The 23,920-nt window shown below is 64.4% G+C and carries 19 protein-coding genes; 8 read left to right on the forward strand and 11 right to left on the reverse strand.

From position 1 onward, the window contains the following. Window positions 1-43 precede the first annotated feature (43 nt). The 11 genes from KQ940_RS01950 to KQ940_RS02000 form a co-directional block, all read right to left on the reverse strand. Complete coding sequence (locus KQ940_RS01950) at window positions 44-826, reverse strand: IucA/IucC family C-terminal-domain containing protein (RefSeq protein WP_217411140.1); 783 nt, start codon at window positions 824-826, stop codon at window positions 44-46. After that, window positions 823-1,614, reverse strand: coding sequence for an ABC transporter ATP-binding protein (locus KQ940_RS01955; protein WP_217411142.1), 792 nt, complete (start codon window positions 1,612-1,614; stop codon window positions 823-825). The genes KQ940_RS01950 and KQ940_RS01955 overlap by 4 nt, the downstream gene beginning before the upstream one ends. A 12-nt stretch (window positions 1,615-1,626) precedes the next feature. Beyond that, the gene (locus tag KQ940_RS01960) at window positions 1,627-2,670 is read right to left on the reverse strand and encodes a FecCD family ABC transporter permease (protein ID WP_343222599.1); all 1,044 of its coding nucleotides are present in this window, start codon (window positions 2,668-2,670) and stop codon (window positions 1,627-1,629) included. Next, entirely contained in the window at window positions 2,663-3,652 is a 990-nt protein-coding gene (locus KQ940_RS01965) for a FecCD family ABC transporter permease (RefSeq protein WP_217411144.1), read from the reverse strand. The genes KQ940_RS01960 and KQ940_RS01965 overlap by 8 nt, the downstream gene beginning before the upstream one ends. Further along, window positions 3,649-4,587: an ABC transporter substrate-binding protein gene (locus KQ940_RS01970; protein ID WP_217411146.1), complete on the reverse strand. Its 939-nt coding sequence runs from the start codon at window positions 4,585-4,587 to the stop codon at window positions 3,649-3,651. Before KQ940_RS01970 ends, KQ940_RS01965 begins: the two co-directional genes overlap by 4 nt. A 147-nt stretch (window positions 4,588-4,734) precedes the next feature. Next, complete coding sequence (locus KQ940_RS01975; protein ID WP_246589609.1) at window positions 4,735-6,846, reverse strand: TonB-dependent receptor; 2,112 nt, start codon at window positions 6,844-6,846, stop codon at window positions 4,735-4,737. 240 nt (window positions 6,847-7,086) lie between these two features. After that, window positions 7,087-8,313 carry an MFS transporter gene (locus KQ940_RS01980; RefSeq protein WP_217411150.1) on the reverse strand — a complete coding sequence of 409 codons (1,227 nt, stop codon included), beginning with the start codon at window positions 8,311-8,313 and terminating at the stop codon, window positions 7,087-7,089. Beyond that, complete coding sequence (locus tag KQ940_RS01985; protein WP_217411152.1) at window positions 8,306-10,156, reverse strand: IucA/IucC family protein; 1,851 nt, start codon at window positions 10,154-10,156, stop codon at window positions 8,306-8,308. The genes KQ940_RS01980 and KQ940_RS01985 overlap by 8 nt, the downstream gene beginning before the upstream one ends. After that, window positions 10,153-11,382 carry a type III PLP-dependent enzyme gene (locus tag KQ940_RS01990; protein ID WP_217411154.1) on the reverse strand — a complete coding sequence of 410 codons (1,230 nt, stop codon included), beginning with the start codon at window positions 11,380-11,382 and terminating at the stop codon, window positions 10,153-10,155. Before KQ940_RS01990 ends, KQ940_RS01985 begins: the two co-directional genes overlap by 4 nt. A 1-nt stretch (window position 11,383) precedes the next feature. Then, a complete protein-coding gene (locus KQ940_RS01995; protein WP_217411156.1) occupies window positions 11,384-13,207 on the reverse strand; it encodes an IucA/IucC family protein in 1,824 nt (607 codons plus the stop codon). Beyond that, entirely contained in the window at window positions 13,207-14,424 is a 1,218-nt protein-coding gene (locus KQ940_RS02000; protein WP_217411158.1) for an ATP-grasp domain-containing protein, read from the reverse strand. The genes KQ940_RS01995 and KQ940_RS02000 overlap by 1 nt, the downstream gene beginning before the upstream one ends. 123 nt (window positions 14,425-14,547) lie before the next feature. Between KQ940_RS02000 and KQ940_RS02005 the strand changes: the two genes are divergently transcribed. From KQ940_RS02005 to KQ940_RS02040, 8 genes are all read left to right on the forward strand, one after another. After that, window positions 14,548-15,126 (forward strand): RNA polymerase sigma factor, encoded by a 579-nt coding sequence (locus tag KQ940_RS02005; RefSeq protein ID WP_217411160.1) that lies wholly within the window; start codon window positions 14,548-14,550, stop codon window positions 15,124-15,126. 171 nt (window positions 15,127-15,297) lie between these two features. Then, window positions 15,298-17,472, forward strand: coding sequence for a TonB-dependent receptor family protein (locus KQ940_RS02010; RefSeq protein WP_217411162.1), 2,175 nt, complete (start codon window positions 15,298-15,300; stop codon window positions 17,470-17,472). 172 nt (window positions 17,473-17,644) lie between these two features. Next, complete coding sequence (gene aptA / locus KQ940_RS02015; protein WP_217411164.1) at window positions 17,645-18,958, forward strand: omega-aminotransferase AptA; 1,314 nt, start codon at window positions 17,645-17,647, stop codon at window positions 18,956-18,958. Window positions 18,959-19,269: 311 nt separating this feature from the next. Further along, on the forward strand, window positions 19,270-19,899 hold the full coding sequence (locus KQ940_RS02020) for a hypothetical protein (RefSeq protein WP_217411166.1): 630 nt from the start codon (window positions 19,270-19,272) through the stop codon (window positions 19,897-19,899). Window positions 19,900-19,954: 55 nt separating this feature from the next. Beyond that, window positions 19,955-21,016: a hypothetical protein gene (locus tag KQ940_RS02025; protein ID WP_217411168.1), complete on the forward strand. Its 1,062-nt coding sequence runs from the start codon at window positions 19,955-19,957 to the stop codon at window positions 21,014-21,016. Further along, window positions 20,991-22,652 (forward strand): ABC transporter transmembrane domain-containing protein, encoded by a 1,662-nt coding sequence (locus KQ940_RS02030; RefSeq protein ID WP_217411170.1) that lies wholly within the window; start codon window positions 20,991-20,993, stop codon window positions 22,650-22,652. The genes KQ940_RS02025 and KQ940_RS02030 overlap by 26 nt, the downstream gene beginning before the upstream one ends. Beyond that, on the forward strand, window positions 22,642-23,457 hold the full coding sequence (locus tag KQ940_RS02035) for an alpha/beta hydrolase (RefSeq protein WP_217411172.1): 816 nt from the start codon (window positions 22,642-22,644) through the stop codon (window positions 23,455-23,457). Before KQ940_RS02030 ends, KQ940_RS02035 begins: the two co-directional genes overlap by 11 nt. Before the next feature lie 3 nt (window positions 23,458-23,460). Beyond that, window positions 23,461-23,856 (forward strand): hypothetical protein, encoded by a 396-nt coding sequence (locus KQ940_RS02040; protein WP_217411174.1) that lies wholly within the window; start codon window positions 23,461-23,463, stop codon window positions 23,854-23,856. Window positions 23,857-23,920: the final 64 nt, after the last annotated feature.

Genomic DNA, 23,920 nt, shown 5'->3' on the forward strand with positions numbered 1-23,920 from the left:
AAGCATGGTAATCAAACTGAGCGGAATCGGAAAGGCGGCCGGATTATGGTTGTCCGGGCGGGAGAGCCTTCCGGCGTAACAGCGGGCAGGTGCCGCAATATTCGACCGGATCGGTGGTCTTGTAGTACAGGCAGCAGGTCCGACGCAGGCGGACCTCGCGGCCGTTCAGTTGGGTCGGGTCGCGGCGGAAGCGCTGTAGCGGGTTATGGTCGAGGCCGAACAGCGCCGGTTCCGCCCGGTGCAGCAGCCAGTCGAAATCGTCGTCGCAGCGCTGCCGTATGCAGGGCGTTTCGATCTCGGCCAGTCTGCGGTCATACAGTGAATAGACCCGCACCGCGGTATTTTCCCACAGCACACGCGGCGAGATGCCCCCGACGCGATGCAGGGTGTGCCACACCGGCGCCAGCAACTCGGCGAACAGAGTGCGCACCAGGTTCTCGCGCCAGAGCGGACGCTCGCCGTCGGCGTAGCCGATGGGGTCGAGGTCGTGCAGCGGCATCGATGAGGTCCAGAGCCTGCCGTCGTGGCCATACTCGATCAGGCAGTTGTCCGGCGTCAGCCGCAGCCCCTTGTCGCAGGCCGACATGGCGTACAGGCAGGCGCCGGTGGCCAGGAACGCCAGCCGCTTGGCCAGCAGCGAAGCGGCGATCGCCGAAGAGGGCGCGCGAATGAGCGGCGCAAGCTCGCTCAGCAGCCGCTCGCAACACTCCTCGTTCAACAACTCCGCGACGCTAAGCGAATGTCGGTCCCGCTCGCCGGACGGTTTCAGCCGCAACGGCCCGGTCAGTACCGCCCACTCCTGCGCGGTGAACGCCGCCGCTATCACGGCGGCAACTCCCGTCCGAACGGGATGCACAGCGGCGTGGCAAAGAACGGGTCCGGGATGATGCGGCAGTTGAGGTCGAACACGGTTTTCACCAGCTGCTCGGTCAGGATCGCCTCGGGTTTACCTTTGGCGAACACGGTGCGGTCGTGTACCACCAGCATATGGTCGGCGTAGCGGCAGGCCAGGTTGAGGTCGTGCAGCACCATGACGATGGTCTTGCCCTCGTGCCGGTTCAGCTCCTTGAGCAGGTCCAGCACCTCGATCTGGTGGGCCAGGTCGAGGAAGGTGGTCGGCTCGTCCAGCAGCAGGGTGTCGGTATCCTGCGCCAGGGTCATGGCGATCCAGGCGCGCTGGCGCTGGCCGCCGGACAGGGCGTCCACCGGCCGCTCCGCCAGCGCCGACATGCCGGTGCGCTCGAGCGCGTGGTTGACCATCGCTTCGTCCTGCACCGACCACTGCTGCAGCCAGTTCTGATAGGGGTAGCGGCCCAGACTCACCAGCTGGCGCACGCTGATCCCCTCCGGCGGGCTCGGCATCTGCGGCAGAATCGCCAACTCCCGCGCCACCTCGGCGGTGGCCTTGTGCTGGATGTCGCTGCCGTTGAGCAGCACCGTGCCCTGCTGCGGCTTGAGCAGGCGGGCGAAGGATTTCAGCAGCGTGCTTTTGCCGCTGCCGTTGCCGCCGATCAGCACCGAGACTTCGCCCTTGGGCAGTGCGACGTCCAGGTCATCGATGATCACCTGGCGCTGGTAGCTCAGGGTCAGGCCGCGACTTGCGATCGCTGTCATGGTTCGGCGTCCTTAATGTCGTTGCTTGATTAATAGATAGAGAAAGAACGGGGTGCCCAGCGCGGCGACGAAGATACCGGCGGGCAGGTCCAGCGGCAGGAACGCGGTGCGTCCGATCAGATCGGCCAGCATCACCAGCATCCCCCCGGTCAGTGCCGTCATCACCGTCTGGCCGCCAAAGCCGGGCGGCACCAGTTTGCGGGCGATATGGGGCGCGATCAGACCGACGAAGGTGATGGCGCCGCCCCAGGCGATGGCGGCCCCGGCCAGCGCCACGCTGACCAGCAGCAGCCAGGCGCGCAGCCACTGCACCCGCACGCCGATGCCCAGCGCCAGAGCGTCATCCAACTGCTGCACCACCACCTGGCGCGCCAGCCAGACAAGGGCCGGCAGCAGCGCCAGCAACCAGCCGCCCAGCGCCAGGGTGTCATCCCAGGTGGCGCCGAACACGCTGCCGGTGAGCCAGACATAGGCGGAAAGAGTGGTCATCAGCGGGCTGAACACCAGCAGGAAGGTGGTCGCCGCACTCAGCAGCGCGGATACTCCGACCCCGACCAGCACCAGACGCAACGGCGTGGTGCCCTGTTTCCAGGCCAGCAGGTACACGGCTAATGCTGCCAGTCCGGCACCGGCCATTGCCGCGAGCGGCAGGTAGCCAGGCCCAAGCGAGAGGTTGAAGAAGGCCAGGTAACACACCGCGGCCGCCCCGGCACCGCTGGAGATCCCCAGCAGATCGGGGGAGGCCAGCGGGTTGCGCACGATGCTTTGCAGGATCAGGCCGGACAGGCCCAGCGCCGCGCCCACCAGAAGCCCCATCAGCGTGCGCGGCAGGCGTAGCTGCTCGACGATGAAGCTCAGGCCGGAACCCTGCGAAGAGCCCTGCCCGGACAGCAGGAGCTGCACCACTTGCAGCGGCGAGAGCGGCACCTTGCCCAGTGACAGCGACAGCATCACCACCAGCAGGGTAGCGAGCAGCGCCAGTGCCAGCCGCAGCAGGGTGGTCGGATCGATGCGTCGCGAGACGGGGCCGATGCGCCAGGTCAGTTGCTTACTCACGTCGACCTCTCCGGCGGGCCAGGATGATGAAGAACGGCGCCCCGAACAGCGCGGTCATCACGCCCACCGGCACCTCCTGCGGCAGGATCGCCACCCGCGCGAATATATCCGCCAACAGCAGCAGAATGGCGCCGACCAGGGCGCAGCCGGGCAGCAGACGGCGGTGATCGATCGACAGCCACCGGCGCACCATATGCGGCACCATCAGACCGATAAAACCGATATTGCCGGCCAGCGCCACGGCACTGCCGGCCAGGGCGACGATCAGCAGGCTCAGCAGCAGCCGGACCAGACCGAGCCGCTGGCCCAGCCCGGTGGCGATCTCCTCGCCCGCGTTCAATACGTTGACTTGGCTGGCACACAGCAGCGCCACCAGCAGCAGCGCCAGGCTGCCCGCCAGCAGCGGCGCGACCAGCGCCAGATCGCGCTCGCTGAGCGAGCCAGCCAGCCAGAACAGCACAGTGTCCAGCCCCTGCTGATCGGTCACCAGCAAGGCTTGGCTGAAGGCGGAGAACAGCGCCGTGATCGCGGCCCCGGCCAGCACCAGGCGCAGCGGGTTGAGGCGGCCCTGGCCCAGGTTGCCGACCAGCCATACCAGGGCACCGGCCAGCGCGGCGCCGAGGAAGGCACACCAGATCCAGGATTGCGGCGAGGCGAGGGAGAACAGCGAACTGAACAGGATGATGAAGAAGGCGGCACCGGCGTTGACGCCGAACAGGCCGGGGGAGGCCAGCGGGTTGCGGGTCAGTGCCTGCATCAGCGCCCCCGCCACCGCCAGCGAGGCGCCCACCGATACCGCTATCAGGGTGCGCGACAGCCGTGTGGTCGAGACCAGGATGTGGTCGATGTTCATCGGGTCGGGGTGGATAAAGGCATCCAGCACCTCCCCCGGCGCGATCCAGCTTGCGCCGGTCATCAGGCTCAGCAGCATGCTGAACAGCAGCAGGCCCGCTGCCGTGCTCAGTTTGAGGGCCGGGCTCATGCCGTCTCTCCGTCGATCACCGGGCCTTCGATCACCAGACGCTCGATCTGATCCAGCATCAGGTTGGCACCGAGGAGGCCGCCGGACAGGCTCCAGGCCACGCCGTCGACCCGGTAGACCCGGCCCTGTTGCGGTGCGCGCATTCGCTGCCACAGCGGATGTGCCGTTAGCGCGGCATAGTGCTGGTGTATCGACGGGCTGTCCGCGCGCAGGAAGAGGAAGAAAATATCCGCGTTGACCACCGGCAGGCTCTCCCGACTGGTGATCTTGATCGACACCCCGTCGGCGCTACGGGCGGCCGCACTCCAGTCGAATCCCAACTCGCTCAGCACGCGGCCGGAGAAGCTGCCCGGCAGATAACTGCGGATATGGTCGGCGCGGATATCCAGTACCGATACGGTCAGCGGTCGACTCCCGGCGAAGTGCCGTTGCAGCCTGTCGCGCAGACGGTCGATCCGCCGTTGCCAACCCGTCAGCAGTGTCTGCGCCTGCCGCTGCCTCTGCAGCGCCTGACCCATCAGCGCCAGGGTCTGCTTGAACTCATACACCTGATCCAGCATCACCAGCGGTGCGAGCTGACGCAGCAGCGGCGCGATGCGCGCGTGGCGGAAGCGGGAGGCGACGATCAGGTCGGGCTCGAGCAGGGCGATATCCTCCAGGCTGGGCTGGGTCTCCAGCCCCACCTGAGGCACCCCTTGCAGCGAGGGGCGCAGATAGCGGTAGATGGGTTTCTCGGTCCAGGACTCCACCGTGGCGCAGGGGACGATACCCAACGCCACCGCGCAGTCGGTGGCGCCCTGGAACAGGGTGATCACCCGCAGCGGGCGGGGTTCGGTATCCGCCAAGGCGATGCCGGGCCCGCCGCAGGCCAGCAGGCCCAGCCCGAGCTGCAGCAGCGTGCGGCGGCGGGCGGGATCGAATCTCGTCTTCGTCATGCGTTCATTCCTGGGTCGGAAATGCTCCATTGCCGTAAACATGGCCGCTCCTGCGCATCCCTGCGTTCGCGGCATACCGTACTTCCTGTACATAAAAAAACTCTGCCGCGAAGGGGAGCGGCAGAGTCCGGTGTGCGAGCGAGACGCTTAGAAATCCAGCGAGTAGCCCAGGGTCAGGGTACGGCCTCTACCCATGAAGTAGCGGTTGTCGTTTGCCAGCGCGCTCTGCGAGTAGTAGGTGATGTACTCCTTGTCGAACAGGTTCGCCACTGACAGGTTCAGCTGGCCGTGCGGCAGCTTGTAACCGGCCGAGGCATCGACCAGCAGGTAGCCGTCGAACTCCAGATTCGGGTTGTCGAAGCTGCGATCGAAGGCGTAGTTGGCCTGCAGGAAGGTATCGAGCCTGTCGTTCCAGTTCGCCGACCAGGAGGTGATCAGGCGGTTCGGCGCGATGTTGAGGCCGTTCAGCTTGGCGTCCAGCGTGCCGTTGTCGTCGCTGTCGTAGCGACCGCGGATGTAGGAGTAGGCCAGCTTGACCTTGTGCAGATCGTTGACGCGGTAGCCCAGCGAGGCTTCGACACCGTCGATCCGGGTTTTCTCGCGGCGCACGTAGTAGACGTCGTCGATCCGTTCGAGACGGCTGCCCAGGTCGGAGTCGGAGCGATAGTAGCTCAGCTCGAGATCAAGCTTGTCGCGCTTGAAGCGGGTACCCACCTCGATGTTGTCGGTGACGATCGGCTGCAGGTCGAGGAAGGTATCCACATCCTGATCCGCGGTCTTGATGCCGCGCAGTACCCGGCCGACGTCGGGCATGCCGAAGCCTTCGGAGTAGTTGGCGAACAGGCTGAGTGCAGGGGTGAGATTGTAGACGGCGCCGACGTTGTACAGCGTCTCTTCGAACTCGGGGCTGCCGCCGTCGACGGTGACGCCGTTGGCCGAGGCCAGGGTGGTGTAGGTATCGACCTCCAGCTTGGCGATTTCGTGGCGCACGCCGCCCTGCAGCACCAATGCATCGGTGGCCTGGAGCTCCAGCTGCACGAAGGGCGCGTAGTTGGTGTAGTTCACCTCCGGCACCCAGGTGCGGTCGGTCTGGTAGAGATCCTGTTCGGTTTGGTCGAACAGGATGTCGAAACCGCCGGTCACCTTCAGACGGTCGTCGAACAGATCGTCCTTGGTCAGGTTGATCTTGGTACCCCACTTGGAGGCCAGTACCCGAGACTGATCGTACAGCGTGCCGACCGGAGCGATGGAGGCGTCCTGGAAGGTAGAGGTGAGGGTGGCGCCGAACAGGGATTCGAACTGCTGGTTGAACAGCTGTGCCGACAGCTCCATGCCGTTCAGGTCGAAGTCTTCGTAGGTCAGGCTGGAGGTGGTCACCTTATTGAACGGCGCGTCGCCCTCCGGCGTGCCGCGTTCGGAGGTGGTGGGGATACCGGCATCGCGATCGCCGGTGACGCTGACGTAGTTGTGGTTGCTCTTGATCCGGTAGTGGTTGACGCTGCCCTGGACACGCTTGTCGTCATCGAGCCAGTAACCGAGCTTGGCGATCAGGTCGTAGGACCTGGTGTCCATTTGGTCGCCCTGGGTGTTGTCCACGCCGATCGGGTCGCCGTTGCCGTCGACGAACAGGCCCTGATCCTCATGGCTCAGGCCGAACAGGTAATCGACATTGCCGGAGGTGCCGTCCACCCGGTAGTCGGTCTTGTAGCCGAGGGTATCGGAGCCCGCGTTGGAGGTGGGCAGGGTGGCTTGCACGGAGACGTGCTGATTGACCTGCCCCTGCTCGGGACGGCGGGTGATGATGTTGATGATACCGCCGGTGGCACCGAGGCCGTGCAGCGCACTGGCGCCGTGGATCACCTCGATCCGCTCCACCATCGAGAAGTCGATGGTATGCCCCTCACGGCCGGTGGCGCGCAGCGGGTTGGACTGAGGCACGCCGTCGATCATCAGCAGCGGCGTACGGCCGCGGAAGGTTTCGCCGCTGGCGGTCATCTTCTGGCGGCTCGGCGTGTAGGCGGGCAGCAGACTGCTCAGCAACTCGGATGAATCGGAGGAGATCGCCAGTTGCTTTTCGATCTGTTCCCGGGTGATGACGGTGACCACCTGGGGCGACTTATCCTGCTCGGTCTTGGCGCGGGAGGTCTCGATCACCATGGTGTCCAGGGTGACCGCCTCGGACGATTCGGCACCTTGCGCAATGACCGGCGCGGCGAGTATCAGGGGGAGAAGTGCCCGAAACTTGGCATCTCTGTTCATATGCATCCTCTTTTTTTTAAACGGCAAAAAATGAGCGTCCGGTGCTGCTGAAAATCAAAGGGACCGAAATATTAAACTGAATGCAAATGATAGTAAATATCATTTGCAAATCGAATGAGAGGTAAAGGTAAGAGCAGGGCTTACTGACCTTTCTGGATAGGTCAGTGATAGGGGGGCAGAATGCGCCGAAAAGGGTAGGTGGGTAGTTCTAGTGTCGGAGGGCGGAGGAAGGAGTGCCGACTAGCGGGCACTCCCCTCCGACCCGGCGGTAGCCTGGCGCGAAACCCGCTGCGTCAGTCGCGACCAGGCCAGCAGCAACACGGCGGCGGCGAGCAGGTAGGCTAGCGTGGCGCCATGGAAGCCGCCGGTGTAGCTCCATTGGCTCATCAGCAGGGCGCCGCCGCCGACCCCGGCCAGGTTGCCGAAGCGGATGCAGCTTTGTGCGGTGCCGATCAGTCGACCGTTGCGGCCGCTGTCGGCGAGGCGGATCAGCGTTGCCTGCACCATCGGCAGCATCGCCCCGAGGCAGACACCCCAGGCGAAGCGCACCGCCAACAGCAGCAGCCAGCCGCTGTGCAGGTGGGCCAGATAGCAGGCGGCCGCCGTCAGTGCGATGGCGCCGAGCAGGGCAAGGCCGGTGGCCGGGCTCAGGCGGTCGAACAGCTGCCCCCAGCGTGAGGCGCTGAGCATCATGCCGAAGCCCGCCGCGCTGAACAGCAGCCCGGTCAGCAGTGGCGTGCTGCCGAGCTGCTGCTCGGCGAACAGGGCGAAGAAGGAGTTCGGCATCGCCTTGGCGCTCTGCAGCAGCAGGATGACGAGCAGCAACAGCACCAGCATCGGCAGGCCGCCCTGCAGGGTGGCGGAACCGGAGGTTACTTCCGGTGTGGCTCTGTTGCGGCCGCCGTCGTGCCGCAACCGCCGCGCCAGCAGCAGGGTCAGCAGCAGGCAGATGACGGCGCCGCCGAGGAAGATGGCGCGGTAGTCGAGCCACTGCACCAGCGCACCACCGACCACCGGGCCGATTATGGCGCCGGCGGCCGTGGCCGCGGTCAGCCTGCCCACCACCGACGCGCGCCTCTCCTGCGGCGCGACGGCGGTGGCGAAGCAGAGCGCGGCGGTGATGATGCCGGCTAGCGCGCCCTGCAACAGGCGGTAGAGCAGCACCTCCCACAGGCTGCTGCTGAAGTAGAGCAGCGCCTGGGTCAGCATCAGGCCGAGCATCGAGCGCAGCACCATCGGCTTGTGGCCGAAGCGGTCGCCCAGCCGCCCCCAGACCGGTGCCGCGAACCCGGCCACCAGCAGCGGCGCGCCGTAGATCAGCGCGCTCCACAACGCCAGAGATTCCGGCTCCACCCCCTGCAGTTGACGCAGGAACAGCGGCCAGAAGGGTTCGCTCATCTCCATCGCCGCGACGGCGATCAACTGGCTCCACCAGAGCAGTCGTACCTGTTGTTGCCAATCATTCATCTGCGGGTGTCAGTGCTCTCTGAAACGGGTTGGGGATAGGGTTGCAGACCGCATGCCGCGACTGGTCCTGCAGTCGCATGCGGATAAACGCGGTGGCGGGCCAGGGCTGCTCGAAGAACGCCTGGTGCTCCTGCTGCCGGGCCGCATCGCCGTAGCGAAGGCTGTAGTCGTCCAGATAGCGTTCCAGCAGCCGGGCGACATCATACCAGAGCTGCCGGGCGTCGAGCCCGAAGCGGCCGTCGAGCAGCTCGATCAACTCGCCGATATTGCTCTGCAACACGGCGTGGAAGATGTTGACCCGCGCCTGGGCGCGATCCTCGACCAGGGTCGCGGCGGGCATGAATTCTACCGGCCAGCCGCGTGCGGCCAGGGTCGGGCAGTGGATGCAGATGCCGCCCACATCCCGATTGAGGAAGGCGACCGGCTGCGCCTGCCGGTCCAGCACCAGCATCAGGTTCTGCTGGTGCGCCTCCAGCGCGATGCCGTAGTCCAGGTAGAGGTTCAGTACCCCGGCGAACAGGCGGTCGCAGTAGCGCCCGAACCAGGCCGTGGCGCTCTCCCGGTCGCTCACGCCCGCCTGGCGCATCAGCTCCAGCAGCAGCGGCTCGCCGGACAGCGGCGAGGTCACGAACAGCGCCGCCAGTACCACCGCCTGCTCGTGATCGGCCAGCAGGCGGCAGGGATTGCGGCGGAACAGCACCGCCAGGTAGCGGGCATCGTCGCGATCCTCGTGGTCGACGTCCAGGTGCAGCCCCAACTCGTCCCACTGGCAGCGCAGCGCCGCCGCGATATCCGGGCGCTGGTTGAGGATATCCTGCAGCACCGCGGAGATGCGGGGGGCGTTGACCACCGAGGGGGTGGACAGGTTGCGCACCGAACTGGTCATCTGTGCCGCCACCGGCAGCTTGATATAGGGTGGTTGCTCCGCGGTGCCCGGTGCCAGGGTGCGGAAGGAGAGCGTGGGCGCGGCGTGGTAGCGCGCCTCGGTGACGCGGATCAGACCGCTGTTCAACTCGTCGGCGAAGCGCTGCGGCAGATCGTGCTCCAACTGCCAGGGGTGGACCGGCAGCGGCAGGTAGTGCTCCTGGTCCGGCAACTGTTGCTGCCAGCGGGCGAACCAGTCCGGGTAGTGCAGGGCGAACCAGCGTCGGTAGTCGAGCCCCTTGATCATCGTGCCGACCCGGGCCAGCGAACGGTGCACGCCGATCAGCACCAGCGGCACCGCGGGAGCGAACTCCGGTGCGTAGCGCCAGACCTCGTCGCTGCTCAGGCCGAGCTTGGTCTTGCTGCCGGGGTGGTAGGGGTGGCCCACCGCCGCCCACTGCTCCAGGCGGATGCCGGCGTTGCCGCCGTCCAGTCGAGCCCAGTCGAGCAGGTTGTCGATCCCCTCCCGGGCGCAGCGCTGCGCGATCGCCTGGTCCTGATGGCGTCGCCAACACAGCGTCAGCGCTTCGTTGTGCAGGCCGTTGGCCAGTTCGTCGGCGATCCGCTGCCAGGCGGGGTCGGCGCCGTCACGGCGCAGGGCGAGGATGCACTGCAGCGCCTCGAGCGGGTCCTGCAGCGGTTCGGGGGCGGCATCGAGCGGCTGCCGGATCAGGGCGTCGAAGTCGCATAGCGCATCCAGGCTGTTGAAGCGCGGCGCGACCAGCCGCAGCGACCCGCTGTCGCCATGCAGGCTCAGATCGGCGGTGCCGTCGGCCGCGAACATCATCGGCAGCAGCTGTTCGCGCAGCAGGCTGCGCAGCAGGCGGAACAGGCCGTTGCGCGCCGCTTGGGCATGGTCGGCCGGACCGGGCGCGAGCCATTCGGATCCCGGGGCGATATCGGGCAGGATGGCGTTCATCGGCTTTCCTCCAGGCTCATATCCAAATCCTCATCCAGGTAATGGAACAGGGGTGCCGGGTGGCACAGGAAGTTCTGATGCGAGATGTTCCAGGCGTAGGCTCCGGCGAGCGGGAACAGCAGCAGGTCGCCGACGGCGACGCGCTCCACCTCGGCCTGCCGCGCCAGAATATCCTTGGGCGTGCAGAGCTGCCCGGCGACGCTGAGGCTGACGTTGTGCAGCGTCCGGCCGGCGGGGTGCCTGCCCTGCCCGGGCAGGCAGACAAAGGGGTGGCTATGGCCCTGCGCCGGAGGCAGGCGGAACTGGTGGCTGCCGCCGCGGCAGATGGCGAACTGCTCGCCGTGGTTGCGTTTCAGGTCCATCACCTCCATCAGGTAGTAGCCGCAGAAGGCGGTCAGGTAGCGGCCCATTTCGAAGCGCAGGCGGATATCGCGCAGCGCGGGCTGCTCTACCCGCTCATGCAGCCCGGCGGCGAAGCGGGACCAGTCGTACTGCTGCGCCGGGTCCGTGTAGTTGACGCCGATGCCGCCGCCCAGGTTCAGGGTGCGCAGCTCGACCCCGTGCGCCTGGGCCAGATCGAGGCAGAGCCGAAGCAGATGGTCGAGCAGGCTCAGATGGCGTTCGGCGTCCAGCTGGTGCGACAGGGCGTGGATATGGAACCCCTGCAGGTCGACCCAGCGGCTGGCGCGGGCGCGGGCGATCACGCCCGGCAGTGTCTCCTCGTCGATGCCGAAGGCGGTGGCGCAGCCGGCCATGGTCAGCCGGGTGCGCATGCTCTCCGGCAGGCGCGGGTTGATCCGCAGCAGCACCGGCGCGACCAGACCGGCGGATTCGGCCTGGGCGATCACCCGTTCCAGCTCGCCGGCGCTCTCCACATGCAGGGCATCGACACCGGCAGCCAGCGCGGCGACGATCTCGCTGTCCAGCTTGCCCGGCCCGCCGAAGATGAAGGGACCGCTGTCGCGCAACGGCTCGATCAGTTGCAGTTCGCCGCCGGAGGCGATCTCCAGCCCGTGCACCCGGGAGGCGACCCGGTGCAGGATCCTCGGGTCCGGGTTGGCCTTGACGGCGTAGAACAGCGCCACCTGTGGCGGCAGGTCATCCGTCAGCCGTTGCAGATGGGCATCCAGCGCGGGCAGATCGTAGATATAGGCGGCCAATGGATCGGCCTGCTGCCGTTGCAGCTCGAGGGCCGCGGTGTGTACCGCCTGAGGGATCTCGATCATCTCAGGCTCCTGTTTCCGGGTTGAAGGGCTTGGCGTTGAACGGGCTGTCCACCGGCACGTAGCCGGCCAGACGGTCGGCATGCTTGTGGAAGCGCACCAGCAGGTTGGTCTTGCTCGGCAGCGGCTCGCCGTCGAGCAGTGGATCGAGCAGGGCGCGGGCGCGCGGCAGGTCGCACTGGTCGCGGTAGCCGCGAATCACCTGGGCGATGGTCTGCCAGAGCGCCGCTTCCAGCTGTGCGCTGTCGTTGCACAGGTAGTGCACCGCCTCGGCCAAGTTGTTGATGAACAGGCAGTAGCGCACCCGGTTCCAGCCCTGCGCCTCGCTGTACAGCACCGACCGGCGCGCGCGCGGGCTCAGGTCTTGGGTGCGCTCCGGCGGCCAGCACTCCTGCACCAGCTTGACCCCCTCGAAGTCGCGCACGGCGACACCGCTGGGGTAACCCTTGCGCAGGCAGATCAGCGTGTTCTGCAGATGGGGCTCGAAGATCAGGCCGTGGCGGAAGAAGGCGTCCAGCATCGGCGGGATCAGCGCCTCGGCGTAACCTCGCAGCCAGAGGCGGCGGTCGGCGATCGGCAGTCGGTCGGCCAGCGGCGCCCCCTCCTGGAACAGGGCACCGGCGAGGATCGCCTGCTCGCCCGGTGCCAGCGCGGCGTGCACGTTTTCGCGCACGATCAGACCGAACCCCTCCTGCACCGCCTTGTCGCTATCGGTATCGCAGCCGGGCAGCTCCAGGGTCAGGAAACCCGGCTCGCCGAGCAGACGGAAACCGGGGAAGCGCTCGCTCAGTTCCGCCTGCAAGGGTTGCAGGCGACGCTGGATCGCCAGTGCGCTCTCCAGTTCGTAGATCGCGTTCTTGCGCACGCAGTTGGTGATGCGGATATTCAGCGAGCCCTTCAGGAACCAGCGTCGCTGCGGGTGGTACAGGGTGCGTACCGAGGCGGTGGGGGCGTAGGGTTCGCCGCCCGGGCCGAGATCCTCGATCAGGCCCTCGGCCAGCGCCCGGCGGATGGCGGGCAGTCGCAGTAGATAACGCGCCTGCATCGGATGCACGGGGATCGCCACCCGCTCGCTCGGCGGCGCGTCCTGCGCGATATCGGCCAGCAGCCGCTCGGGGGTCAGTGGCGCGACTGTCTCCACCCTGAGCAGTTCGGCGGGTACTCCAAACCAGTGCAGTTGCAGGGTACCGCGGTACTCGGGGGCGTAGTCCGCCTCGTTGACCGGTTCGCCCCACTGGCGGCATTTGGGCGCCGGATGGAAGGGGTGGCCGAAGGCGAGGGACTGCTCGGAGTAGCGGTAGAGGTCGTCGTCGAACGGCTCGGCTCGGTGCCCACGCCGGGCGAGGATGTCGCGGGTCACCGCCTGACTCTGCTCGATCTGCTGCAGCAGCTCCAGGTTGAACGGCACCCCCTCGGCCAGACTCAGGTCGGCGATCAGTGCCCGTGCCAGTTGCCGTGCGCCGATCGGCTGCCAGGCCGCCGGGCCGCCATCGGTCTGGCGGGCCAGTATCGGCAGGGCGTAGCGGTAGTTGCCGGTGGTCGAGCGACGGCTGACCGCAATTACCAGCTGCCGGCCGGTGTACGACAGCGGCAGCATCAGCCAGTGTCGTCGGCTGTGGCCGTGGCGCCAGCCCAGCGGCAGCGTCTGGCGCAGGACCGGGTCCAGGCGCTCGTGCAGTTGACCGCGCGGGCGGGCCACCTCGCGCAGGTAACAGTTGAGCAGGTTACGGATGCAGCTGCGTTCGGCTTCGGATTCCGCGCGTGTCGGTGCCGTTGCGGCGTCGATATTGTGTGTCAGTCGTTGCAGGGTGAGATTCGGGGCGTTCATCAGGCGGCTTCCTGCGGGTTGGAAAGGGGATCGATGATCACTGCCAGTTCGGTGGCCAGGGTGTTGAGGGTGGCCTCGAGCAGGGCGTCGTTCGGGCCGATACCGCGCAGGATGCCGAGGTAGTCGCGGTTGGAGTGCTGCCGTTCGATACGCTCGCCCAGCTTGCACAGCGGCGTGAACTCGATACGGCAGCCGTCACGCTCCAGGCGGCAGGCCTCGGGTACCTGGGTGACGATGCCGCTGTGCTCGGCGCTCTGGCAGTGGATACGGGCGCCAAGGGCGCTTTCCGGCAGCGTCGGCAGCGGCTCGCCGAGGTAGAGGCCGATCAGCGCATCGAACAGATCGAAATCCAGTGCCTGGGCCAGCAGGAAGTCGGACTGGTCGCCGATGTTGCGGTAGTTCACCTCGATCAGTCGCGGCCCGCGCTCGGTCAGTACGAACTCGGTGTGGCAACTGCCGAAGCCGACGCCCAGTGCACGCAGCTGTGCCAGCACGACCGCTTCGACCTCGGGCGCCGCGCGGCGCTGCAGGTGCTGGCCCAGCTCGATGAATGCAGGCGGCGGCGACAGGAAGGTCTCGAAGCTGCCCATCACCTCCAGCCGCGCGCCGTCGCCCAGGGTTTCCAGGGTGTGCAGCGGCCCGGCCAGATACTCCTCCAGCAGCAGTGACTGGCCTGGGTGCCGCTGCCAGAACGCGCGGCATACCTGTTCCAGCTCCTCCCGGCTCTGCACCAGGCTGACATCTTCGCTGGCCACCCCTTCCACCGGCTTGGCGATGCAGGGCAGGGGCACGTCATCCAGCTCCTGCACTCGGCTGACGCAACGGAACCAAGGGTTGTCCAGCCCGGCGGCCTCTATCGTCCGGCGCATCACCAACTTGTTCTTGGCGCGCAGGCAGGCGCGCCAATCCTTGCCCGGCAGGCCGAAGAAACTGCCGACGATGGCGGTGGCGCTCTGCAGATGGTCGCTGTTGCTGAACACCGCCAACGGAGCGATCTGCCGCTCGGCCAGAGCGTTCAGTACCGCCAGTGGGTTGAACACGTCGGCCGCGAGCAGTTCGTCGGCCTGCAACAGACCGTCGTCGATCAGCCTGCGGTGGCGCTCCGGCTGGTCGGTCACCAGCAGCAGCGGCAGGGCGCGTCGACGGATGGCGGGGATGAAACCCCGGGTGACGGAATCAGTGGGGACGTGGGCGAGGATAACGAAGCGTGGCTGCATGTCGGATCTCCCTGTTGACCGGTGCGGTTATCGATATCTGATGCTGAATGAAATTGCGAATCAATCTCATTATGTTTAGGCTAAGACGCTCCCAACAGCCAATACCCAACCCAAGCTGGATGAATGACGACAAAAATGTTTGATCAGGCCCTGGATCAGGGTCGCCTCAAGGAGGGGGATGAATGGTCAGGGGATATGCCGGTGCAACTGCAGCCCATGACCATGGATGCATTGTACCTGCGCTATCGTGCCGGGCTGCTGGCGCATCTGCAGTCGATGGTCAGGGATGCCGATATCGCCGAAGAGCTGCTGCACGACACCTTCCTGCGTCTGTCGCGGATGCCGGGGTTGGGGAGCATCAATCAACCGAAGGCGTTTCTGTTCCGCATCGCCGGCAATCTGGCGATCGACCATCTGCGCCAGTGCCGGCGGGTACCGGAGAGCGCGTCCGAGAGCGAGCTGGAGGAGCTGGAGTCGTCCGAACCCGATCAGCTGGAGTTACTGGTACAGGAGCGGCGTCGGCGGCAGTTGCGCCAGGCGATCGACCAACTGCCGCCGCGAGCCAGGGAGACGCTGCTGCTGGTGCGCTACCGGGAGCTGACGCTGCGCGAAGCGGCACAGGAGCTGGGCATCTCACAGACAATGGTGGAGAGGCACCTCAAGAACGCACTGCTGAAATGCCGGGAACTGCTGCAGCCCTGAAGGCGATCGCATCCCTTCTGCCGGCTTGAAGCGACCATCGTCAGCTTCGTTTTTATTCGTTTTATACATTTTTTCGGAAACAGGGTTGGGTATCGGGGACACTCTTACGTCTAGCTCTTTATGCAAATAGTAATGATTAGCATTTAGTTATGCATGTAGGAGTAGGCAGTAGTGAATAATATCCAACCATCCCGATCCGGGTCTGGCGCACAGTCCGGGCTGCAACGGCACCGCTCGAGCCAGTACTTCCGTCATGGCGCCCTCTATATGGCCATCCTCGCTGTCATGGCGCCCCAGGCCTGGGCGGAGCAGCCGTCGCAGAGCGCGACCCTGGCACCGCTCGCCGTGGTCGGCGACTGGCTCGGCGAAGCGGACGAGAACACCGTGCGCGAGTTTCCCGGCGCGCGTTACCGTTTGAGCAAGGAGAGCTTTGACGAGGCGGGTGCCTCCAGCACCGCCGAGGCGCTACGCAAGATCCCCGGCGTGCAGGTGCTCGGCCAGTCCGAGAGCTACGGCGCCAACCATGCTCTCAGCATCGGCGTGCGCGGCCTCAAGGCGCGCTTCTCCGAGAAGTCCACCATTCTGGTCGACGGCATGCCGCTGTCGTTTGCCCCCTACGGCCAGCCGCAGCTCTCCATCGCGCCGATCTCCTTGGGTAATCTGGGCGCGATCGACGTGGTCAAGGGTGGCAGCTCCGTGCGCTACGGACCGCAGAACGTCGGCGGCATCATCAACTTCGTCACCCCGGCCATCCCCAAGGAGACAAAAGGGCGGATCACCCTGCGCGGCGAAGGCGCCACCGGTGACGGCGAGGGTGATATCCGCGGCCAGGTCAACGCCTTCTACGGCGGTCATGTCACCGAGGATACCGGCCTGGCGCTGCTCTACTCCGGCAGCCACGGCAGCGGCTTCCGCGAGAACTCCGACGAGGATATCGACGACCTGATGCTGAAGGCGGAGAGCTGGCTCAACGACGACGCCAAGCTGGACGGTCACCTGCGCTACTTCAACGCCGAGACCCAACTGCCCGGTGGCCTCAACAAGGCCGAGTTCGACGCCGATCCCTACCAGTCGCGCTACGACTACAACCATTTCGACGGTGATCGCACCGAAGCGCGGCTGCGTTACACCCAGTTCCTCAGCGACACCCAGGAGTTCCAGATTCAGGGCTTCTACGCCAACACCTATCGCCTGTACGGCCTGCAGTTCAGCCCCGATGCCCGTCAGCGCTACGACGAGTGGGGCCGGGAGTACGATGTCTACGGCATCGAGCCGCGCTACACCCAGCTGTTCGAAGGCGAAAACCTCTCCCACGAAGTCTCCGTCGGCTACCGCTACATCAACGAGGAGGCCGACCTGAACCGCTACCGCTGGAACAACTTCGCCGTCGGCAGCTCGCCGAAGACGGTCACCGGCGTGCTGCGCACTCTGGACAAGGCGGGCACCGAGGCCCACGCGCTCTACCTGGATGATCGTATCGCCTTCGGCGACTGGACCCTGACCCCGGGCGTGCGGGTGGAGGATGTGGAGGTGTACCGCCACAGCCTGATCAAGAAAAACGTCGCCAACGACTTCCGCAACGAGGAGAACTACACCGAAGTGCTGCCCTCGCTCAGCGCCGGTTACCGACTATCGCCGTCGACTCAGTTGTTCGCCAACTACAACACCTCGTTCGGCACCCTGCAGCACCTGCAGCTCTCCGATTCCACCGACAACAACCTGGAGCCGGAGATCGCCCATACCGTCGAGCTGGGCGGGCGCTACAGCAGCGGTCGCCTGGGCGCGGAGCTGACCCTGTTCCATATCGACTTCGAGAATAAGCTGCAGTGGAGCGATGCCCTCGGCCACCACGTCAACCGTGGCGAGACCGAGCATTACGGCGTCGAGATGGCGCTGGCCTACGACCTGACCGCCAACCTGAACCTGCACGGTAACCTGGCCTATACCTATGCCGAGTTCAAGGAGGGGGATCTTAAGGGTAACGAACTGCCCTACTACTCCAACTGGACCGCCAACCTGGGCGCGCAGTACCGTCGCGGCGACTGGAGCTACAACCTGGAGGGCTATGCCCAGTCCAGCCAGTACACCGACAACGACAACACGGAGTCACTCACTGTGGTCGACGACACCTACTTCCGTGGTCATATGCCGGGTTACATGATCTGGAATACCCGCGCGGGCTACCGTATACCCGGCATGGGCAGCAACACCCAGGTCGCGTTCGGTCTGAAAAACCTGTTCGATCAGCAGTACTACAGCCTGAGCGGCCCGGACCAGCCCTACGGCGCCGGTATCGACATCGGTGCGCCGCGCACCGCCTACCTCGAACTGTCGATGGGCTTCTGATCCCTTCAGCGTACAGGAGTACGGACCGACCGGCAGGGACGCCGGACCCCCAAAAGTTTGATCGGCATAAACCTGGGCTTTTAATCGTCAGCATTTTCCGTATGCGGGTTCCGGACCTAGACTGGATGACAACTGACTCACAATACCCAACACCGCAGCACAGGTTTGTACGATGAAGAACTACACAAGCATGGATCATTTCTGGATGCCGTTCACCGCGAACCGGGCATTCAAGGCGGCGCCGCGCATCATCGAGCGGGCCGAAGGTATGTGGCTCTACGCTGAGGATGGTCGCAAGATCCTCGATGCCACCGCGGGTCTCTGGTGCGTCAATGCCGGTCATGGCCGTCAGAAGATCGCTGACGCCATCGCGCAGCAGGCGATGAAACTGGATTACAGCTCGCCGTTCAACCTGGGCCATGATATCGGCTTCGAATTCGCCGAGCGGCTGACGAAATATACCCCGGACAATCTGAACCGGGTGTTCTTCACCAATTCGGGCTCCGAGGCGGTGGAGAGTGCGCTGAAGATCGCCCTGGCCTACCAGAACGCCCGCGGCAAGAAGGGCAAATACCGCTTTATCGGCCGCGAGAAGGCGTATCACGGTGTCAATTTCGGCGGTATCTCCGTCGGCGGCCTGACCCCGAACCGCAAGGGGTTCGGTCCGCTGCTGCCGGTCGACCACCTGCCGCATACGCTGGACCTGCAGCGCAACGCCTTCAGCAAAGGGTTGCCGGAGCACGGCATCGAGAAGGCCGATGAACTGGCCAATCTGCTGCAGTTCCACGATCCGGACAGCATCGCCGCGGTGATCGTCGAGCCGATCTCCGGCGCCGGTGGCGTGGTATTGCCGCCGATCGGTTACCTGAAAAAGCTGCGTGAACTATGCACCAAGCACGATGTACTGCTGATCTTCGACGAAGTGATCACCGGCTGGGGTCGCCTAGGCGCCTCCTTCGCCTCCAACCGCTTCGAAGTGGAGCCGGATATGATCACCTCCGCCAAGGGGATCACCAACGGCGCCATACCGCTGGGTGCCGTGTTCGTGCGTGACGAGATCTGCGATACCGTGATCAATGCCGGTGCGCAAGGTGCGATCGAGTTCTTCCACGGCTACACCTACTCGGCGCATCCGATCGCCTGTGCCGCCGGCCTGGCGACCCTGGATATCTACGACGAAGAGGGTTTGCTCGAGCGTGCCAGCGGCGAGATCGGTGCCTACTGGCAGGAGTCGCTGCACTCGCTGCAGGGCGAGCCGGGCATCGTAGACGTGCGCAACTACGGCCTGATCGGTGCCGTGCAGTTCGCCGCGCCGGACGGTTCGCTGGTCGGTCCGAAGATCATGCAGCGTTGCTACGAGAAGGGGATGTCGGTGCGTGCCGTCGGCGACATCATCGCCTTCTCGCCGCCACTGATCATCGAAAAAGAGCATATCGACCAGATCGTCGAGACGCTGAGCGCCATCGCCCGCGAGATGTTTGCCTGAAACTGAGGGTTTAACGCCGTTTCGCCCTCATCACCCCCAGTACGATATTGACATCGTGCATTGCCGGACCTTCTGCCGCAGGGAGGTCCGGTTTTTTTTACCCGCCATTGCGGTTCTTGCTCAGCCTGTCAGATTTTCAGATGAAATAGTTGCCGGGTTCCCATTACAGCGGATCACAACCGTTCCTGTCTGGCTTTTTTTGCACAGTGGGGGAATGGAAACCGGTGGAAAGTATTATATTAAGTGAGGTTAATTTAAGACTCTCTTAAGTTTGGGGATGCTAGCCTTTGGCAAAAAAGGGGATAGGCAGCGTGAAACTCTCAACCGTTATATTGGCAGGCGTCGCACTCTCGACAGCCGCTCCACTCTATGCAGGCGAGCTACCACTTGGCGCCGTGGCGATCTATTCAAATGGACAGGTCAGGAAGCTGGTTCAACAGGGGCCGGATTGGACGCTTTGGGAAAGCGCGCGGAAAAGACTCTACAAGGAGTCTTACCTGCCCTATCTGCCGACACTGGAGTATCGCCGTTTCCCCGCCGAAAGCGGTGGCTATACGCAGCGGGTCGTAGCGGGAGATGTAGCGCAGTTGGTGCCCTTCGGTGATCGGCGCTCCGTTGACTTCACGGTTGATCGTCGCAAAAGCGATGGCACCAGTGATCAACGTCAGTGGCGCTGCAGTTACGAAGGGACGGGGCGGGAGTCGTTGATGGACAGGAGCCTGGGCGTTCAGCTTTACCGCTGCACACGCTTCGCTGCGACCTCCGGGAGCGAGATCAAGGAGCTAAGGGAGATCAGCTACGCCCCCGATCCGGGGATCCAGGTCAAGGAGACCGTATCGCGTCCGGGCAGAGAGAGCGAAGTGACCCGTCTGGAGTATCTGTTGTCGCCGCAAGAGGCGAGTTATGAGCGCATAGCCGATCTGGTCAAGGCGCTGCGCTAGTGTGGTGATTAGTGAGGCGGGTCGCTCGACACGAGCCGTATGTGAGAGGGAGAAAATGTTGATCTCGAATCTGATTGCCGGTGCGAAACGGGCATTCATCACCCGCAATGTCGATCTGTCATTGGCAACGGGTTTTGGCGGCGCGGCCCCCGAAGCGGGGGATCTGGTGATCGCGCGCGTCGAACGAATCCGCCAGCATGCGCGTCTGGAGGATATCTACGGCAGGCGCGTTTGGTTGTATCCGGGTGACCGGCTGGTGTTGGCGGCCGGATCCCGGTATTCCACCGCGCAGTATCGCGCAGAGCTTCCGCATGAGCTGGGCGAGTGTCAGCTGGTGGCCGCGGGTGGCATAGCGGCTCGCGTTGCCGATCGCAACGCTCAGGTAAAGCCGGCAACGGACCTGTTTATCGAGGGGATACTGGTCGATAGCGAAGGCGCCCCGCTGAACCTGAAACGGTTTCAGCGTTTGCCGGCAGCTCCTGTGCTGACGGGTTCCGCCCTACCGGCAGTGGTGGTGTTTGGCAGTGATATGGATGCCGGAAAAACCACCACGGCCTGCGCCGCGATCAGGGGGCTGAGTAACGCCGGATATCGGGTGCAGGGGGCAAAATTGACCGGTACCGGTGCCGGCCCCGATTTCTGGCGAATGCACGATGCCGGGGCCGTCGATGTTGCCGACTTTGTCGATGCGGGGTACGCCTCGACGGTGGGCATGACGCCGACGCAGATTCTGGAGATATTGTCGCGCATCGAGCAGCGGGCACTGCAGCACAGAGCCGATGTGATGGTGATCGAGATTGCCGATGGGGTGTTGCAGCCGGAAACCTCGGCACTGATCGCCGACCCGGATTTTGTCGGTCGCTTCGATGGTGCTTTGGTTGCCGCGGATAATGCCGCTTCTGCCGCCTATGTGGCGCAGCGGGTTGCGATGGCCGGCCTGCCGATTCTGGCGATCAGCGGTGCGCTGACACGTTCTCCGGTCGCCTGTCAGGAGGTGGTGGCGGCGACGGCGCTATCGGTGTTTACGCCGGACCAGTTACAGACCGCCGAGGTTATTCAAACGGTGTTGGCTCCGCTGTTCAGAGGTGGCGATGTTGCCCTCGGTGCTGGCGAGTAACCTGAGAGCCAGGTTGCTCGGTCTGCTGATCTGCAGCGGGCTTATGCTCTCGGCTGCGCTGGCCTCCCTGGTTCTGCTCACGCGTCGGCTGGGTGGAACTGCGCCGACGGGCGATAGCCTCTATCCGCTGCTGGGCATTCTTCTCGCGCTGGTTGTGCTGGCCTGCGGACGTTTTGTCGAGCGTTATGCCGCAGAGGTGATGGCGCAGGATTACGTACATGAGCTGCGCCAGATGGTACTGGCGCATGCCTTGAACCTCCCCGCTCGTCACAACGGCAGAATCGCCAAAGGGGGTACGTTGCTGAGGTTGACCGGTGACATGGGTGCGGTCCGCAACTGGATCGTTCAGGGCATAGCACCGATGGTGGTGCTGGGCACCTGGTTGATCGCTTCGATGATCGCGCTGGCATTTTTGCACTGGAGTCTGGTGGCGGCGATCACTCTGCCGTTGTTGTTGTCGGTGTTCGTCAACTATCGGTTGGGTCGCCGGTTGTACCGGGTGTCGGAGGCTGCACGGCTCAAGCGGACGCATCTGATCCGCAACGTAACCGAGAAACTGGCCGCGATCGATGTCGTGCGCTCGTTCAATCAGCTGGGGCGGGAGAGTCGTCGTTTCGATCGCCAGGGCGCCCGCCTGCGTGATGCGCTTAACCGTCGTGCGCGGGTTTCGGGCCTGCTCCGTGGCGCCAACGAGGCGGCGGTACTGATCACGCTGGTGATTTTGGTGCTCGTCGGTCAGCAGCTGGTGTCCCGGTCGATCCTGACGCAGGCGGACTTTTCATTGATGCTGATTGCGGCGATCTACCTGCTGGCCAATCTGCGGCGATTGAGTCGCATCTACGAGCTGTGGACGTTGAACAGGGTGGCCAGCGACAAGCTTGAACACTTCCTGTCGATCAGGATACCGCCGCGTATCAAGGCGTCTGGCAAGATGCGGCGGAGCGAACGCGCGCCCCTTACGCTGATCGGCGCCGCAATTCCCGGGCGGTTGATGCCGGTCGATGCCGCCCTCGATACGCGGGATCGAGTGCTGTTGAGCGGCCCCGGTGGCAGCGGTAAAACCACGTTGTTGCGGATGCTGGCCGGGCTTGAGTCCGGTATCGAAGGTCGCATAGAGCTGGACGGTGTGTCTCAGCGAAAAATCGAGCCCAAGGCGTGGAGCAAGGTTGTGGCGCTGGTGAGCAACGATCTGCCGTTGCTGCGCGGAACCGTGCACGGCAACCTGTTCTACGGTCGCCGCCAATACGATGAAACCTACTATGCCGAAGTACTCCGGCTCTGCGGCCTGGAACACGCGATCGAGGCCGAACTGAGCCCCGATACCGCGCTGATCGAAGGCGGTGCGAATCTTTCCAGCAGCAACCGCTATCGCCTGATGCTGGCGCGTGCCATGTTACGGCGCCCGCGCTACCTGCTGCTCGACAGCCATGAAGCCCATCAGGACCAGGAGATCATCGCAGTGCTGATCGAGGTGTTGAGCCGGTATCGAGGCGGCGTCCTGATCTGCACCAATCTGGCGGAGCTGCAGCCGCACTGTACCCAGAGCTGGCAGTTGACGGCGGACCGGGGGTTCAGTGTGCGGCAGTTGAGGTTGCCTGCCCAGCAGTCTGAGATGGAGGTCGGATATGTCGTCTGAGTTTTTCACCCTGCCGGCGCCCGGTGAAATGGGCGAACTGACCCTGGCAGCGGCTCAGTCGCTAAAGTGCCTGATCTACAGGCCTAATGTAGAGCAGCGCCCGGACCGCCTGCTGGTTGCGGTGCACGGCATATCACGCAACTACCGGAGCCAGGCAGCTGCATTCCGTTCGATGGCGGATCGTCTCGGCGTCTGCTTGATTGCACCGCTTTTCGACACTGAACATTTTCCCAACTACCAGCGGCTGGCCGCCAAACCGGGTCAGCGCCGGGCTGATCAGGCATTCAGTATGCTGCTGCTGGTGTGGCAGACCGCTCGTAGTCTGCCGGAATTGAAAATACATCTGTTCGGTTACTCGGGAGGTGCACAGTTCGCGCATCGATACGCCTGCCTGTACCCGGAGCGTATTGCGACACTGAGTGCATGCAGTGCCGGTTGGTACACCCTGCCCAGCCCGGAGATTCCTTATCCTTACGGTCTCAAGAACTGGCCTCGGTGGTTGAGTACGCCGCGCGCTGACGAGTTTATACGCTTGCCGGTACTGGGTCTGGTCGGCGAGCTGGATTGTCAGCGCGATGCTTCCTTGCGCAAGAGCGCCCGTCTGGACCGCTGTCAGGGAGGTAACCGAATCGAGCGGATCGAGGCCTGGATCGCGCATATCAACAGACGACGTTCCGAACTTGGCATAACGAGCCAGGCGTTACTGCAACTGATGCCGGGGCTAGGCCATGACTTTGACGCCTGTGCACAGAGCGGCCTGATGTTGCCGCCGATCGAACAATTTATTCAGCACCAAGGGGGGTAGGGGATGATGTGGGGGAAGATGTTGGGTGGCGCTGTGGCGTTGGCTGTCCTGGCGGGTTGTCAGATCAAGCCTCAAAGTGACAGGACGCAGCTCAGCGGGGCGGAGCTCAGGGCGCTTTTCGTTGGTAAAACGGTCGAGTCCTACAGCCTCTCTTCCGGGGCAACGAGTTTCAGTTATTACCATCCGGATGGGCGGGTGGAGCAGCTGCGGTATTGGGAGCCGCGAGAGGGGCACTGGAAGATCAGCGACAACCAGATCTGCCTGAGTATGGAGGGCAGGGATTTCTCCTGTCGTCCCGTGTTTCGGGAGGGGGATCGTTACTATAAGTATCGGTCTGAGGGCGATAAGCTGGTCAAGATCCTGCGCTATCGCCAGTTTCTGGAGGGGCGACGGCTTTAACCCAGGGGCGCTATGGTGTCAGGCGGCGTGATTGACTAACTTTTAATTGTCGGTAGTGATCGGA

The sequence above is a fragment of the Marinobacterium ramblicola genome (assembly GCF_019084545.1).
Taxonomy (GTDB): Bacteria; Pseudomonadota; Gammaproteobacteria; order Pseudomonadales; family Balneatricaceae; genus Marinobacterium_D; species Marinobacterium_D ramblicola.